We start from the raw sequence: 15770 nt of genomic DNA on the forward strand, positions 1-15770 counted from the left end.
CTATTCCCACTCGATGGTGCCGGGGGGCTTCGAGGTGATGTCGTAGGTCACCCGGTTGATGCCCTTCACCTCGTTGATGATGCGGGTCGCGACCCGGCCGAGGAACGCCATGTCGAAGGGGTAGAAATCGGCGGTCATGCCGTCCACCGACGTGACGGCCCGCAGCGCGCAGACATGATCGTAGGTGCGGCCGTCGCCCATTACGCCCACGGTCTTCACCGGCAGGATCACCGCGAAGGCCTGCCAGATCGTGTCGTAGAGCCCGGCCTGCCGGATCTCGTCGAGGTAGATCGCATCGGCCTTGCGCAGGGCCTGCAGCTTCTCGCCGGTGATCGTGCCGGGGCAGCGGATCGCCAGACCCGGACCGGGGAACGGATGGCGACCGACGAAGGCTTCGGGCAGGCCGAGTTCCTTGCCGAGCACCCGGACCTCGTCCTTGAACAGCTCGCGCAACGGCTCGACGAGCTTCATGTCCATGCGCTCGGGCAGGCCGCCGACATTGTGGTGGCTCTTGATCGTCACCGAGGGGCCGCCGGTGAACGACACGCTCTCGATCACGTCCGGATAGAGCGTGCCCTGCGCCAGGAACTTCGCGCCGCCGATCTTCTTCGATTCGGCCTCGAACACGTCGATGAACAGCCGACCGATGGTCTTCCGCTTCACCTCCGGATCGGAGACGCCTTCGAGCGCCGAGAGGAACATCCCCGACGCCTCAACGTGGACCAACGGGATGTTGTAGTGGTCGCGGAACAAAGCCACGACCTGCTCGGCCTCGCCCAGGCGCAGCAGTCCGTGATCGACGAACACGCAGGTGAGCTGATCGCCGATCGCCTCGTGAATCAGCACCGCCGCGACGGCGGAATCGACGCCGCCCGAGAGGCCGCAGATCACCTTTTCGGTGCCGACCTGTTCGCGGATCTTGGCGATCGCCTCCTCGCGGTAGGCGCCCATGGTCCAGTCGCCCGAGCAGCCCGCAATGTCGCGCACGAAGTTGCGGATCAGCAGGGCGCCGTGGGGCGTGTGCGCCACCTCCGGGTGGAACTGCACCGCGTAGTAGTTGCGCGCCGCGTCCGCCACCGCCGCGAACGGGGCGTTCTTGGAAATCGCCACGGTGGTGAAGCCGTCCGGCAGCTTGGTGACCCGGTCGCCGTGGCTCATCCAGACCGGGTAGGTCTCGCCCTTGTGCCAGACGCCCTTGAACAGGGGGCAATCCGCCAGGATCTCGACCTCGGCCCGGCCGAACTCCGCGTGATGCCCACCTTCGACCGCGCCACCGAGCTGGGCCGCCATCGTCTGCTGGCCGTAGCAGATGCCGAAGACCGGCACGCCCGAATCGAACACCGACTGCGGCGCCCGGGGCGAAGCCTCGACGGTCACCGATTCGGGGCCGCCGGAGAGGATCACGCCCTTCGGCTTCTGCTCGCGGAACGCGGCCTCGGCCTTCGTGAAGGGCACGATCTCGCAATACACGCCCTCCTCCCGCACCCGCCGGGCGATGAGCTGCGTCACCTGGGAGCCGAAATCGACGATCAGGATCTTGTCGTGGTCGGTGTTCATCGCGGGCGATTATCCGAAGCCCGGGGCGCGCGCAACGCGCACCCCCCATGCGGGCTGGGGATCGCCGCGCAAGGCACGCGCCAGCCCTGTCGCGCTTTCAGTCGAAGTTGCGGACCTTGGCCGAGCCGCCCAGGCTGATTGCAGGCTTCGCCGGCGCGCCCGCAAGGCTGACCTTCTTCTGGCCCGGCATGGTCTTGGCGCGGAGCTCGGGTGCAGCGACCGGTGCCGGCTTGGACGGCTTCAGATGCGCCTGGCCGTGAATGACCGAGCCGATCTCGCCGGCGACGCGAATCAGGTCGTCCCGGTCGCAGGAGCGGGCCACCTTCAAGCCGAGCTTGTGCATGTGGCTCTTGCCGTAAAGGTAGGTGGCGAGCTGGGCGCGCTTCAGGGGCTCGATCTGCTCGAGGATCAGCGGCAGGTCGAAATCGTCGGCACGGTACACGGAGCCCAGGACTTCGAGGCTCACGGGACAATCGACTTCGGGCTCGGCGCCGCTTGTCGGGTGCGATTGCGTCATGGTTGCCTCTCGGGGATCGGTGGATCGGGGTCGTCGGATGCAACGGGGCCGGGGTCGGTTTCAACCCCTATTCGGACAGTGAGGTTCGCCACCGCCCCCACGGGTGGCGCGGCCGGCGCGACGGGGGCCGGCTCACCCGTGGGCTTCCAGGCGGCGAGGCATCCCGTGCAAACCGATTCGATCACCGCTCGGGCATGCGCCTGCCGGCGCAGCCACAAGGCCTCCCGGGCCGCGCGTGCGGCCTCGGCGTCCGCGATGGGACGGATGCGGAGGAAGAGCGGCTCCTGCGCGATCGCGGGGGCCGGCGCCAGCATGAGCAGTCCGAGCACGACCAGGATGTGACGACCCAGCCCGTACGACCGCGTCGGTGCCGGCGCAGCAAGACTGGCCATGCGTCCCTCCCGGCCGAACCCAGCGTGATACGTCGCCCCGTAAGGTAAACCAGCGCTTAACGAAGCCGCGGCTCCGAGATGGCCCCAACGGGTCTGCCGCAGCCGGAACTTCGGTCGCCGGCGCCGGTAGAACCAGGGGCGGACCAAACGAAGGACTGCCCGATGCCTCAGATGTTCGACTGGATTTTCTTCGCCATCATGCTCCCCGTCCCGGCCTACCTGGCCTGGGACTGGATGCAGCACCGGTAGGTTGCGGATCCCCTGCTAAGTCCTTGATTAATCGCAAGGTTTGATCGCAAAACCGGCGGCCGCTTTCGCGAAGCTGCTCATGCGGACGGAGCCGCACGCGCCATTGGCGCCGAAGGCTCAGCCGTCTCGCCGCTCTCCGTCTCACGGGCGGTCCGGCGCCGATCCTGCGCGTGCCCAAGCCAGAGGCTGTTCAGGAGCCACGCGGCGGAGAGCGGGATCGCCGCCCCGGCGATCCCGGTGCTGCCGAGTCCCAGCCCCTGGATGCCCGTGAAGGACCACGCGCCGATCTGATCGCCGAGGCGATAGACCACCGTGTCGATGAAGCTCTTGGCCTTGTAGCGATCCTCTCGCGGAACGACCGTGAACAGCACCTCCCGGATTGGCCGGGCGATGGCGTAGTTTCCCGCCCGCCGAAGCACCTGAAAAGCGACGATGACGCCGATCGTCGGCCAGATCGCCAGCGCTGCGAAGCCGAGGATACTGAAGGCCGGCAGGATGGCGAGCGTCAGCGCAACGCCGAGCCGGTTCACGATCCGGCCGGTGAGGAAGAGCTGCACGCCGAGGGTCAGGACGTTCACCGCGAGATCGACGCTCGCGAAGAAAGCCGTCTGCGCGCCGCGATCCGGGAAGCTGCGCTTCGCGATGCCGGCCTGCTCGAAATACAGGAAGGTCGAGGTCACCGAGAACAGCAGCAGGAACAGCGAGATGTTGAGAAGGTAGGGGGACGCGAAGGTCCGGGTCACGCCCGCCAGCACGCTGCCGCCGATCGTTCGATCGTGGTCGCCCTTCTGAATCGTGCTGCTGCCCGGCACCTCGTGGAGCTGGCTCGACAGGGCCGCCAAGCCGCGCATGCAGAACACGGCGACTTCGAGCAGCACCACGGCGCAGAGCATCAGGCCCCAGGTCGGGACGTTCTTGGCGAGGATCGCCGTGGTGGCCGAGCCCGCGATGGCGCCGAGTGTCGCGCCGGCCGCGATGAAGCCGAACAGGCGCCGGCCCTGCTCGTTCGAGAAGACGTCGACGATCGTCGCCCAGAAGATCGAGACGACGAAGAGATTGAAGATCGACAGCCAGACGAAGAAGACGCGGCCGATCCAGATATTCCAGTCCGGCGGGGCGAGGTACAGGACCAGCGCGAAGGCGAGGATATTGGCCGCGAAGAACCGGTAGGTGATCGGCACGAACCGCGCCCGCGGCATCCGCTTCACCAGATAGGCGAAGGGCAGGTTCAGGCAGAGCATGCCCACCAGGGTCGCGGTGAACAGCCAAGGTAGATTCTCGATGCCGCCCGCCACGCCCATCTGGTCGCGGATCGGGCGCAGCACGTAGTAGGCGGCCAGGATCGAGAAGATATAGGCCCACGCCCAGGCGAGCGCCCGGCCTTCGCCGGGCTTCACGTCGATCAACCGCGCCAGCGGACCGCGGTGGAGAACCGGATCAGGCATGAGCGCGCCCCGCCGGGACGATGGCTGCGTACCCGCATCGGTTCACTGAGTGAGCCCGAGCTTCTCACGCAGTTCCGGTGCGGTGACGTCGTGACCGAAGCCGGGCGATCCCATCGCGAACTTGTCGGCATCCTTGAGCGGGCCGACCACGACCGGGTCGAAGCCGGCATCGCGAACGAGACTTGCCGCGACCTTCAGGGCTTGCTGATCGTCCCCTGCGATCGGGATCGCCATGCGGCCGCCGGCGCGGCCCTTGCCGCCATCGGCGCCCTCCTTGGCGAAGACCTTGTAGTTGGCCGCATTGAACGCGCGCACCAGCTTCGCGCCGGGAAAATACTTGGCCGACGTCGTACCGATGCCGCCGGCCTGGACCTCGTCGTACAGTGCGCCGTCCCGCTTCTGCGTGGCATTGCCGGCGTCGAGCACGATCTTGCCGTTGAGCGCAGGACCGATCTCCTTCGCGAGATCCGGATAGGCCTTGTACGGCACGGCGATGAACACGGCCTCGCCGAACTTGATCGCCTCCTCCGGGGTGCCGGCCTTCGCCATCGGACCCAGCTCTGACACCAGGGGAGCGAGCGTTTCGGGATGGCGTGAGGCGAACATCACCTCATGGCCATCCTTGACCCAGAGGCTTCCGATCGTGCCGCCAATGTTGCCGGCCCCGATCACGCCGATCCGGATTTTCTTGGTCCCGTCCTGCGCGAGGGCGGGAACCGCGGCCGCCAGGGATAGTCCGGCCGCCAGGGCAAGCGCCGTACGGCGGGTGAAACGATCAGACCGCATCGATGAAGGTCTCCATCTGCTTGCGCTGGGCCGCATCGGGGAGTTTCCCGCGGGCGGCGGCGAGGTTGTCCTCGACATAGGCGGCCTTCGCCATGCCGGGGATCGGGCAGGTCACGGCCGGGTTGCCGAGCACGTATTTGAGGAAGACCTGCGGCCAGCTCGTGCAGCCGAGATCCTTCGCCACGGGCGGTAGCTCCCTGCCCTGGACCGCCTTGAACAGGCGGTCGCGGCCGAAGGGCACGTTGGTCATCACCGCCATGCCGCGCTCGGCAGCCAGCGGGATCACCCGCTCGGCGGCGGCGCGGTTGTCGATGGCGTAGTTCACCTGGATGAAATCGAGCGCCTCGCGTTTCATCACGGCTTCGAGGGCGTCGAGCTGGTTGTCGCGCCAGACCGTGATGCCGACGTAGCGGATCCGCTTCGCGGCCTTCAGGTCGCGCAGCACAGCAAGATTCTCGGTCACGTCGATCAGATTGTGGACCGCGACGAGGTCCAGCGTCTCGACCTTCAACCGCTTCAACGACCGCTCGAACTCCTTGAGGGTCTCGTCTCGGCCGGTCGTGTCGACCTTGCTGGCGAGGAAGACCTTCTGGCGCAGGCCGGTCTCTGCCAGAATCGCGCCGAGCACGTCCTCAGCGGTGCCATAGCTCGGTGCGGTGTCGATCACGGTCCCGCCAAGGGACACGAAGGTCTGGACCGCCTCCTTGAGGGGCGCGATCCTGTCGGCGGTCGGCTCCACCTCATACCGGCGGGAGGTGCCGATGCCGATCGCTGGCAGCATCTCGCCGCTCGACGGGATGGGCCGGCGGATCAGTGGCTCGGCCGCGAAGGCCGCGAAGGCCGCGCGGCGGGCGAGCGGCGCGAGGGCCGCGGCGGCGATGACGGCGCGGCGGGAGAGGGGCATGGCCGATATCCGGAGAGGTCGGGACGCCCCTTCGAGATAGGGCACTGCGTGCGATTTTGTATTCCTTATTCTCACGCTTGCGCGATCGGATGTCCGAGGTCGGCCAGCGCTGGGTATGCGCCCGACTAATCCTCCTCGGGCGGGTCCTCGAATTCGGCGCCCTCGGTATCGGGCGCGATGCGGAACCGGTATTCGTCGATCGCCAGGAAGGCGCGGTGGGCGACCTGCGGATCGATGCCGTCGCGTACGACGAGCGTCTGGAAATCGATGAACAGCCGGGCGATGCGCGCCTCTTCCGAGAGCCCGGCCAGCGCGGACGAACTGGCGCCCGCGCGCATGACGTAGCGCTTCGCCACCCCGGCCTCGTCGGGCGCGGGCAGGACGACAACCTGCCCGGCCGTCTCAGGCTTGAGCTCGGACCAACGGGCGGGCGTCCAAGCGATGATGGCTTCGGTCTGCTTCATCGACACCTCCGGCAGGGAGATATCGGCCTACCGGCACTGCCGCCACGCGTCGAGATGGCGCTTCCGGGCCGTCAGCGTGCCCGTGCCATCAGCGTGCGCGCAGAACCTGTCCGCGGATCTCACCCTTCGGATTCGCCGCCGTGTGAATGTTGAAATAGACGCGGCCGGCTTCGAGATCCGCAGCCTTGGCATCGTCCAGGGTCGCCTCGCCGGTGAACGGGCTGGCCGCGGCCGTCGCGGGCACCTGGACCCCGGCATTTTCCCCTGGCTTGGCTGGCCCGTGGAAATGGGCTGCCGTCACAGGACCGGTGAGGTTGCTGTAGCTCCCGTTCCAGCTCAGGCGTTTGGTGGCCGGATCGAACGTGGCGGTGAGCTCGCCAGTCCCCTTCGACTGGGTGGGCGGCACCTCGCCGGCTGCGTCCAGGGTCGCCCGGTAAGTGGCTCCCGCCCCGGCCGCCTGGGCGGCAGGCGCCGCCAAGGCCAGCACAACAGCGAGATATCGGCAGGCGTGACGCGTCATCGAACGCTCCAGGTGTTGAGTCGGGTCTCAGCGAGCCCGATTTACATCCTAGCGCGACGCGTCGGCCGGCACAGTGCCCGACCGCTTGCGGGGCGGGACGGTGGTTTCGTTTGGTCTCATGTCCGCAGCGCGAACCATCGCCCCGCGCGCTCGCGCGATTTGCCCGCGTGAGACCGTTGACACCATGCGCCGGCCCTCCCTATACCGCCCACGTCGACCGTGCGCAGCGCGGTTTCGGCGCGTGGCGGGGTAGCTCAGTTGGTTAGAGCAGAGGAATCATAATCCTTGTGTCGGGGGTTCAAATCCCTCCCTCGCTACCAACAATTCCGAAGCCCCGCCAAGTACTTAGCGGGGCTTTTTGTTTGCCTTGCTCTCTGCAGATCTCGGCTTTAAATCCTAGAACAGCGCTAGCGCAGCCGAAAAAATTGTCGTGCGGGCGTAACGGTTTGCTGGGGGCTCTCGGAGCAGCCTAGCGCACTTCTAGCGCAGTCCTCTGCACCGCAGTAACCAAACAGGGCCGCATCTTGAGCACCCCTGGCAACGTCCAAGCCGAGCGCTACCAGCTGTTCCGGCGCACCGGCAGCACCCGGTGGCAGGTGCGCTTCAGCATCAAGGGGCAGGGGCAGTTCAAGCGCTCGCTCGACACCGATGACGAGCGAGAGGCAGAGCGCCGTGCCGAGGCCATCTGGTACGAGGCCACCTACAGAGCCAAGCAGGGGCTCACGGCCAAAACCCACACTTTCGACGGCGTGGCTGAGGCGTATATCGCGCAGATCCTCCGTGAGGTGGAACGAGGCGAGCGCCGAGCCGACCAGGGCAAGAGCGAGCCCGCCGTGATTCGCCGCTACTTCATCGGCTATTTCGGCCAGAAGCCCATCGACGCGGTCACCGAGACGGATCTCGAGCGCTACGCGGAATGGCGGCGCACCTACTGGACCGAGGGTCCCGGCAAGCTCATCACACACATCGAGTACGAGCGGGATGGCCACCGTCTGCGGCGGCCCGTGCGGCGATCTGCGCCGTCCCTGAGCCGCCAGCGCGGTGAGAGCGTGGTGCTGCGTGGGCTGCTTCGCTGGGCCTCGCGGCAGGGCTATCTGAAGACGCCGCCGGAGATCAGCATCAAGGCCCGACGCTCGCCCGACAACCGGCGGCCAAGCTTTGAGCCGCACGAGTTCGCTAAGCTGGAGGCGGTGAGCCTCAGCCGGCTGGTGGACCCAATCATGGACGGCACCGGCGCTGAAGTGAGGGCCAGCGATCGACGCACCTGGCGCATCAAGCGGCTGGACGACCACACTCGGCGCGATCGCACTGTGCTGCACGCCTACGTTATGATTGGCGCGTTCTCAGGCCTGCGCCCTACCGAGATGTACAATCTGACCTGGGGCGACGTGCTGAGCTACCGCGCTGGCCGCGGTAAGAGCGTGGACGACCGAGACATCCGGCTGCAGGTGCGGGGCAAGGGCAAGAGCGGCAAAGCCATCCCGCAGAAGGCCGCGATCCCATGGTTCGATACGCTCTGGATGCTGTTCCAGCGCAGCATGAGCCGAGAGCCTGATGATTCGGATCCGGTGTTCGCCAACGAGCAGGGCAAGCGCATCGCCTCGGTCGCCAACGGCTTTACCGAATTGGTAAAAGCTGCCGGTCTTGAGCGGGATCACAGGGGCATCAAGCGCACGCCGTACTCGCTGCGCCACTTCTACATCAGCGAACAGCTCGCGAACGGAGCCGAGGTTCTGGACGTGGCGCGTAACTGCCGAACCTCCCTCGCTATGATCGACAAGCATTATGGTCAGGTGCGGCTCGAGCGCGTTGTAGATCGACTCCGTCCGGAGTGGACGCGCGCCTGATTCAGGTCTGCGGCTGCTCGTAAGGCATCAAAAGAGCAAGTCGGCACACGGTTCTTGTAACGCAACTCAAAGGGGCCACCTTGCCATCGGGCCCACAGCTAACTGCAACCACGGTGGAGGTGGGCCTAGCAACTAGCCATCGATCCGCTACGCTCACGCGTCAATGAGCGATGCATACGATTCTGCAGAGATAGCTTCAGACGATTTCGCGAGACGCTTCTCACTGCGGCCAGGAAGATTGATGTGGTTGCTCGGCGCCGGCGTATCGGCAGCCGCAGGCATACCGACCGCTTGGGATATGATCTGGAGATTCAAGCGCGAGCTTTACGTCACACAACGTAAAGTATCGCGGCAAACTCTCGACGATCTCGCGCATGTAGCCGTCCAGGCGTTATTGGACGCCTTCATTGCAGAATCCGAAACACTACCCATGCCTGGTGCCCCAGAGGAATATTCGGCGCTTTTCGAGGCAACGTACCCGCAGGAACAGGACAGGCGGACTTATATAGAAGATATGGTCCGTAATATGAAGCCGACACAAGGTCATCTAGCCCTGGCGGCCTTGATGAAAGCAAAGCATACCAACCTCGTGTGGACGACTAACTTCGATCACTTGCTTGCCGACGCATGCGCGCGGACATACGGCACCACGGCTGCGCTAAGCACAGCATCGTTAGATGGAAGTGTGCTCGCCGGCGAATTTATCTCGGAACAACAGTGGCCAATAGAGGTCAAACTACACGGTGATTTCCGCTCACGACGCTTAAAGAACACCGGTGAAGAACTCCGTCATCAGGACGCTAAGTTTCGTCAGCAGCTCATCGACGCTTGTCGTAGGTTCGGGTTGATCGTGGCAGGGTATAGCGGCCGAGACGATTCCGTAATGGACGCTCTGGAAGCGGGCCTAGCTGAGCCTGGTGCCTATCCTGGCGGCCTGTTCTGGTTCCACCGTGGAGATAATGCTCCTTTCTCGCGCGTTAGCCGCCTACTCTCGCGGGCGAGCGCTTTAGGGGTCGAGTGCGGCCTCATACGGATCGAAAACTTCGATGAGGTGATGCTCGACCTGCTCCGACTCCTACCAAAGGTCGACACGACCCACCTGCGTGCCGAGGCACAAGAGCGCAGGCGGTTTTCTTTCGCGCCGCCTCCCACCGGTATGAGGTCATATCCTCTCCTCCGGATGAACGCCCTCCCTGTTACATACCCAACCAATTGCCGAAAAGTCGTATGCCAAATTGGGGGAGTAAAGAAGGTGCGCGAACTCGTTGATGCTGCTGATAGTAGCTTGATCGTCACACGCTCGAAATCGGGTGTGCTTGGCTTTGGAAGCGATCACGAGTTCAGGCGGTTGTTCAAGCCGTTTGGAATCGCAGAGTTTGGTATTTTGACCTTCGAAGCTCGGCGGATACGTTATGACTCACAGGAACGAAATCTGCTACGACGCGCACTTGTAGCTGCAATTTCAAAAGCATGTCAGATGGACGTACAGACGCGGGGTCATCACGATCTACTCGCTCCCAAGCAACCATCGGACGAGCGCTGGGACGGTTTGCGCAATTTATTAGAAAGAATTAGCGGCAGCGTTCCAAAGGATCACGCCATTTCGTGGCGTGAAGGCATAGGGCTGCGGCTCGACTGGGCAAGCGATCAGCTGTGGCTATTATTCGAACCCCGCATTGTCTTCACAGGCGCAAGCGAAGCGACAAAGGCAATAACATCTGACTTTGCTCGTGAAAGGACTGCTCGTCGCTATAACTCTACATTTGACAAACTTGTTGATTATTGGTCGCAATGCATGGCAGGTGAAAACTTGCGCGCTCTTGGTATCGGTGACGGGCTCGATGCTGTATTCACGGTGGGCGAGCGCACGGCGTTCTCGAGATCGGTTAAGCCGTGAGAAGCGAACTACAGCCACATGTTCGGCTTCCGGAAGCTCGACTGCTGTTCCATCCCGATCGACCAGGAGATGCGGACATCCACCCTCTTCGAGGCCTCGCGCGGTTTGGGCCATTTTCAAGCACGTTCACGCCATCGCCAATTCGGGTGGCGACACTCACTCCGGCTGGCGAGTCTCGCCGACTTTTCAACTTCCTGAAAGAGCTTAATCGACCCGCCAAGCCACGCGAACGTACGGATTACCTGCCGGACTGGACAAGTTTCAATAGCGTATTTCAGACACACCTCGCGCCAGCGACGAGTTCCTGCCTGAACGAATTGGATATTGATCTCGACCATAAACTCGAAGAATGTGCCGCACCCGAGCTGCTTTTAAATGAGCGCATCGTTCGTTCGATCCAGCTGCTCGATGCTGAGCGCTCAGAGTTCGACGTGCTTTTCATATATCTGCCAGAACGCTGGGCGAACGCTTTCTATGGCCCGAACGATTTTGATCTGCATCACCAATTGAAGGCGTTCACAGCAGGGCGACGCATTCCCATCCAAATCGTTCGCGAAGGAAGCGCGCTCGCCTACCGTTGCCGTGCAAGTGTAATGTGGCGCATCGGACTTGCACTTTATGCAAAAGCCGGCGGCGTTCCATGGAGGCTTGCCGATGTCATGCCCGATACCGCGTACATCGGCATTTCATACGCGCTGCGTCCAATGCAATCTGCTCAACCGCGTTTCGTAACTTGCTGTAGTCAAATCTTCAACGCTGACGGTGCTGGCTTAGAGTTTCTCGCCTATGACACCACGGAAGTGGATGTACAGCGGGAGAATCCATTTCTTTCTCAGACAGAAATGTTTCGTGTTCTAACTCGGTCGTTGGACGTGTATCGACGGCGTCATGGTGGCCGATCCCCAACGCGAGTAATGGTTCACAAATCGACCGAATTTAAAGACGCAGAAATTAACGGTAGCTTCGAAGCACTAAAGCACTGCGAAGCTGTCGACTTGGTACAAGTTGTTGAGGACGTAGGTTGGCAGGCGGTACGATGGGAGAAGACGGGAAACCAACTGGGGAGCTCCCAGGCTGATCGTTATCCCGTAAAGCGCGGCACGCTGCTCGGCCTTAGTGGCAAAGACGCGCTGCTTTGGATGCACGGCACGGTCGATTCAATCGGTAGCCGCCCATACTTTCAGGGAGGGCGTAGCACACCCCGGCCTATCCGCCTCGTCAGACATGCTGGCCATGGACCATGGGACGACACTGCTCGTGCGGCTCTGGCGCTATCCAAGATGAACTGGAACAACGATGGCCTTTACGACCCTCTCCCAGTAACGATGAGTTACGCAAAAACGCTGGCCCAGGTAATAAAACGTATGCCCGCCATTGGAAAAGGAACATTTCAGTTCCGATTTTTCATATAGGCTTTCAAAGCAATAAGACTTTGAGCAATGCGCTGATAAAGGATGTGAGTGCTTTTCCAAATTGATGATTCTGCCTCCCTTTTGAAGTGAACTCAGGCAACCTAAGATGTTGCCACTAACGCGGCTGCAAGCGGCGCCGGAGGTGCCTTTTTAAGCGTCGCGTGGTGATCGAGCACGGCAACGATCCGGTCGAGTAGCGGCGCAAAGCCACTGAAGTCGATTGTGGATGCGTTGGGTGTCACAACCTGCTTGGCAAACACGACCTTGCCATATTTGCCGGCCTCCTCGTGCTCCTTATTTGGATCAAAGACTTTGCCATCTATGATCGTTTTAAGAAGACCCGATGGGAAGAGATCTTCGATGCAGCTCTTTTTACCGCCGCCAAACTCAGGAGTTTTGACCAGATAAAGGTTATAGCCGAGATAATAGAACGGATCTGTCGAATCGAGGCCGATCTTCGAATGGCGCTTATTTTTGGCATATCCGAAAAGACTTTTGGCTCCATCGTCATTATCGAAAAGAACGATGACGGGGTGCGCGAGTGGAGCGTGCCGGTAACCGCGAAGATTTCGCTCGTAATCAGCAATTAGAAATTTCTGCTCACTTGTGCCATGACCGAGCTGCATCACATCATGCACAATTTTCGAAAAGTTCATAAATCTGATTTTAGTTTCAAGCTTGCCACTTTTTAGTTCGCCAAGCCGAGGATGATAAGCTGAAGAATAGCGAATTGCTGCACGGAGATAAACCGTATCCGTTTTGCCCTCCGGGACGATGACTGGCGTTTTGTTTGCAACAAAGTTTTTGTAGAAAAGAAATCGGAAATAAAGCGATCGCGTCGCCGTCGGCTTCGCTTTCTTTACGTCGTCTGCGCGCAGATCGGTGCTGTTTTTGACCTGGTAAATGTGCGCGAGCATTCCACCCAGTTGGTTGTGGCTGGTGATCACGTTCTTGACTGGTGGGTCACCGACGGCGCCGCCGGTAAGGGTAGCGGGCACCATACGGAAGTAGCTGCCCGTTTTGAATAACGCGTCGCACATATTTCGTGCGGCGCGAAAATACTCTTGCCTAACGTTGACCTTCTCGTTCACTACGAGGCCGGTGGCAACCTGTCGAGATGCGTGGTACTGCATTCGCGTCTTTTTATCATTGATCTTGAAGCCCGCATTCTCAATCCGCGAGCGAAGTTCGTTACTAGCCTGCCATGCAGCGGTGCCAGCAATTGGTGTCCCGATTTCTGGCGGGAAGTGTTTGCGACTAGTGGAGAACGTGATGTCATCAACGTAACGCGAATAGGTGCATTTGTGCGTCTTAGCAAAACGTGCAAGTCGTCCATCTAAGACGTGACCGATCAAATTCGATATGACTGGTGAGCATGGGCTACCTTGTGGCAGTTGATTCTCAAAGCACGCGATCTGCGCCAGCACTGTTGCGACCGGAGGTTGCAGACTAAAATTCTTGTCGTTGATGAAAAATCCACGGACGCGACCGAAATTGATCGAAGGGAAGAAATCCGCCAAGTCGACATTAAAAACGTAACGGCGGCGTTTGTGTAGCTGCGCGTTGGTAATAATGGAGCGACCCTTTTCAAAACCATGGGCCAGCGACCGGCGAGGTGGAGCTGCCTTTTTCAGCTCTTCAAGGCATTCCGTAAGAAGCGTCGCCAACCTTCGCTGCAGGAGCGACAAGCTGGGCTCTGGTGCCTTTATTTGGCGCTTGCCGCCACCACGTTTTGCAATCTCGAAAGAATTATATTTTTTTGAATCTGGAAGCTTGTAAAGTACGAATGATAACCCTTTGGGCGTGAAACCGACTAATCTGGCAACATCTTCCAGTTTCTTCGCATCGCGAAGCGCCTGCAACTTGAACAATAGTCAGACCTTTTTATAGGTGAAGCTTGCGGGCACTCCTATGCAACGCCGCGGATTTACTTTAGGCGTCATCGAGTATGCTCTTCTAGGATCGTTGCCTGGGAGCAAGTACCCCCTGACATCGTTGTCTTATGCCGCGATTCGCGACAACAAATCTGCCCGCAAGCCGATGGCATAGTGGCCGACTTATCGCGGTCTTTCAAGCAGCGGGAGGGGATCCCGGTACGTCGACAAACGGATCCCGTAAGCTGATCGCCGCTATGACGCCTGCGCGCCGATCAGGGGGGCAACACCATTAGCGCCTGAGTTGAGGTTTAGGTCCATCAGTCCGGTGAGTTCAGAGTACCTCTACCGCAATGCGCATCATCTCGTCGTTCACATCGATGTAGCGCTGCGTAGTCGAGAGGTGACGATGTCCTGCGAGCATCATGATGGCTTTGGGTGAAATCCCGGCATGGGCCAAGCGCGTTATGAACCAGCGTCGGCCGCTGTGACTGGAGCCACCGTCGAGACCAGCGTCATCGTACCAGTTCCGCATCAGCTGACACAGCGTGTTCGGGCTGAAAGCCGTACGCTTCTGGGTGATCAGAACGGGCCCCTTCGGATCCGGCGCGGCGGACAGGCTGGCACGGAACTGCTCGATCTCGCGACGCAGGCGCGCGTTCATGAAAACCACACGCGCATGCCCACCCTTTGTCACGTCCGCGCTCAGCCGGAGCTGCTCACGCACCCTTCCCTCGCCGTCCTGAAGATCGCCCCATCGTAAAGCCGCGATTTCGCCGACGCGTAGGCCAGCGAGGTAGCTGAGCATCAGCGCAGCTCGATTTCGAGGGCCGTGCCTCCCTTGCCCTACCACCGCCAGCAGCCGCTTGAACTCAGCCTCAGTGGGTACGCGCGCCTGCTTCATCGAAACCTCACATTTTGCGCTGTTTGCAGCAAAGCATGATGTTTCCAGAGACGCGCGAGGGCGATTGTTTTGTGGATCGCAGCTAATTCAACGACTTAGGGCAGAACATCATAAAAGTAGTATTTTATGATGTTCTGGATTGCGGTCTCGTCAGGACTGGCTAGCTCGCCCTCAAGCTCCTACGGCTGCACGCTCCTCGTATTAATTTCGAGGATGCTCATGCTGCCCCTGATCGACGTTGCCACGCGCGAGCTGCTTCTGACCAATGGACGAGATCGAGAACGCGATCATCACCCAGTGCTCAAGCTGTTCAACCCCACCGGTCCGGCCACCTGGCTGATCTGCGCGATGGAGCCCGATGGGGACACCCTGTACGGGCTGTGCGACCTCGGCTTCGGCGAGCCCGAGCTGGGTTACGTGAGCTTGGAGGAGCTAAAGGAGGTCAGTGCTGGCCTCGTGATCGGGCTGGAACGCGATCTCTCCTTCCGGGCCACGCTCCCCATCTCAGCCTACGCACGCGCGGCGCGAGCCGCTGGTCGGATCGTGGAGCTTGGCCGACTGACAACCAACATCTCGGGTAACCGACGCTGAACCCAGGGGGGTGCGGTGGGTAGACGAGACGTTCGCCTCGTTCGGCGGTGCGTCGACCATGGCACGCACTCAGAGGACCAAGCGGCTCCTGAACGGCTCCATTTGCATGGCCGATTAGGATCCAGTCATTCTCGTTTCCTGACAAGCTGCTCAGAAGCGGACGTTGAGCTTGGCCGCTCTGGATGACTGAGATTGACCGTAAGCGGAACGGCTGCTTGGGAGCAGATATGCCGGAAAAGCGGACAGCCTCCTATCGACCCAACCCAGCCGCAAAGATCGCTATCGGCGCTTCCTATAAGCGGTCGTTCGTCGACCGCCCCGCAACGTCGGCTCGGCACGAGAAGCGGACGATCCGCATCCCGCCCGCGAACCTGATGTTGAAATAGTACGCAATCGTCCTATTTCTCTCCA

The 15770-nt window shown here is 61.4% G+C and carries 14 protein-coding genes and 1 tRNA gene; 5 read left to right on the forward strand and 10 right to left on the reverse strand.

Features of this window, described 5'->3' with window-relative positions; translation table 11 throughout:
- The 8 genes from guaA to MKK84_RS32420 all read right to left on the reverse strand — a co-directional run bounded on the left by guaA (position 1) and on the right by MKK84_RS32420 (position 6834).
- Positions 1-1557 carry a glutamine-hydrolyzing GMP synthase gene (gene guaA, locus MKK84_RS32385; RefSeq protein WP_243926669.1) on the reverse strand — a complete coding sequence of 519 codons (1557 nt, stop codon included), beginning with the start codon at positions 1555-1557 and terminating at the stop codon, positions 1-3.
- A gap of 97 nt (positions 1558-1654) precedes the next feature.
- Positions 1655-2074, reverse strand: a complete 420-nt coding sequence (locus tag MKK84_RS32390; RefSeq protein ID WP_243926671.1) for a hypothetical protein — start codon at positions 2072-2074, stop codon at positions 1655-1657.
- Positions 2071-2466 (reverse strand): hypothetical protein, encoded by a 396-nt coding sequence (locus MKK84_RS32395; protein ID WP_243926673.1) that lies wholly within the window; start codon positions 2464-2466, stop codon positions 2071-2073. Before MKK84_RS32395 ends, MKK84_RS32390 begins: the two co-directional genes overlap by 4 nt.
- A gap of 326 nt (positions 2467-2792) precedes the next feature.
- Entirely contained in the window at positions 2793-4160 is a 1368-nt protein-coding gene (locus MKK84_RS32400) for an NTP/NDP exchange transporter (protein WP_243926674.1), read from the reverse strand.
- A 42-nt stretch (positions 4161-4202) separates the two neighbouring features.
- Positions 4203-4946 carry an NADPH-dependent F420 reductase gene (locus MKK84_RS32405; RefSeq protein ID WP_243926676.1) on the reverse strand — a complete coding sequence of 248 codons (744 nt, stop codon included), beginning with the start codon at positions 4944-4946 and terminating at the stop codon, positions 4203-4205.
- Positions 4936-5850: an aldo/keto reductase gene (locus MKK84_RS32410; protein ID WP_243926678.1), complete on the reverse strand. Its 915-nt coding sequence runs from the start codon at positions 5848-5850 to the stop codon at positions 4936-4938. Before MKK84_RS32410 ends, MKK84_RS32405 begins: the two co-directional genes overlap by 11 nt.
- A 125-nt stretch (positions 5851-5975) precedes the next feature.
- A complete protein-coding gene (locus tag MKK84_RS32415; RefSeq protein ID WP_243926679.1) occupies positions 5976-6314 on the reverse strand; it encodes a hypothetical protein in 339 nt (112 codons plus the stop codon).
- Positions 6315-6402: 88 nt separating this feature from the next.
- Entirely contained in the window at positions 6403-6834 is a 432-nt protein-coding gene (locus MKK84_RS32420; RefSeq protein ID WP_243926681.1) for a CHRD domain-containing protein, read from the reverse strand.
- 243 nt (positions 6835-7077) lie between these two features.
- On the opposite strand from MKK84_RS32420, the gene MKK84_RS32425 reads away from it, so the two are divergent.
- From MKK84_RS32425 to MKK84_RS32440, 4 genes are all read left to right on the forward strand, one after another.
- Positions 7078-7154, forward strand: a tRNA-Met gene (locus MKK84_RS32425).
- Between the two features lie 204 nt (positions 7155-7358).
- The gene (locus MKK84_RS32430; protein ID WP_243926683.1) at positions 7359-8681 is read left to right on the forward strand and encodes a tyrosine-type recombinase/integrase; all 1323 of its coding nucleotides are present in this window, start codon (positions 7359-7361) and stop codon (positions 8679-8681) included.
- Between the two features lie 241 nt (positions 8682-8922).
- Entirely contained in the window at positions 8923-10578 is a 1656-nt protein-coding gene (locus tag MKK84_RS32435) for an SIR2 family protein (RefSeq protein WP_243926685.1), read from the forward strand.
- Between the two features lie 146 nt (positions 10579-10724).
- Complete coding sequence (locus MKK84_RS32440) at positions 10725-11990, forward strand: argonaute/piwi family protein (RefSeq protein ID WP_243926687.1); 1266 nt, start codon at positions 10725-10727, stop codon at positions 11988-11990.
- Between the two features lie 101 nt (positions 11991-12091).
- On the opposite strand, the gene MKK84_RS32445 is transcribed toward MKK84_RS32440, so the two are convergent.
- Positions 12092-13861, reverse strand: a complete 1770-nt coding sequence (locus MKK84_RS32445; RefSeq protein ID WP_243926689.1) for a retron Ec67 family RNA-directed DNA polymerase/endonuclease — start codon at positions 13859-13861, stop codon at positions 12092-12094.
- A 337-nt stretch (positions 13862-14198) separates the two neighbouring features.
- Complete coding sequence (locus MKK84_RS32450) at positions 14199-14768, reverse strand: tyrosine-type recombinase/integrase (protein ID WP_243926691.1); 570 nt, start codon at positions 14766-14768, stop codon at positions 14199-14201.
- A gap of 219 nt (positions 14769-14987) precedes the next feature.
- Here MKK84_RS32450 and MKK84_RS32455 point away from each other — a divergent pair, with 219 nt between their 5' ends.
- Positions 14988-15359, forward strand: coding sequence for a DUF2958 domain-containing protein (locus tag MKK84_RS32455; RefSeq protein WP_243926693.1), 372 nt, complete (start codon positions 14988-14990; stop codon positions 15357-15359).
- The last annotated feature ends 411 nt before the right edge of the window (positions 15360-15770 follow it).

Source organism: Methylobacterium sp. E-065, from assembly GCF_022829605.1.
In the GTDB taxonomy this organism is placed as follows: domain Bacteria; phylum Pseudomonadota; class Alphaproteobacteria; order Rhizobiales; family Beijerinckiaceae; genus Methylobacterium.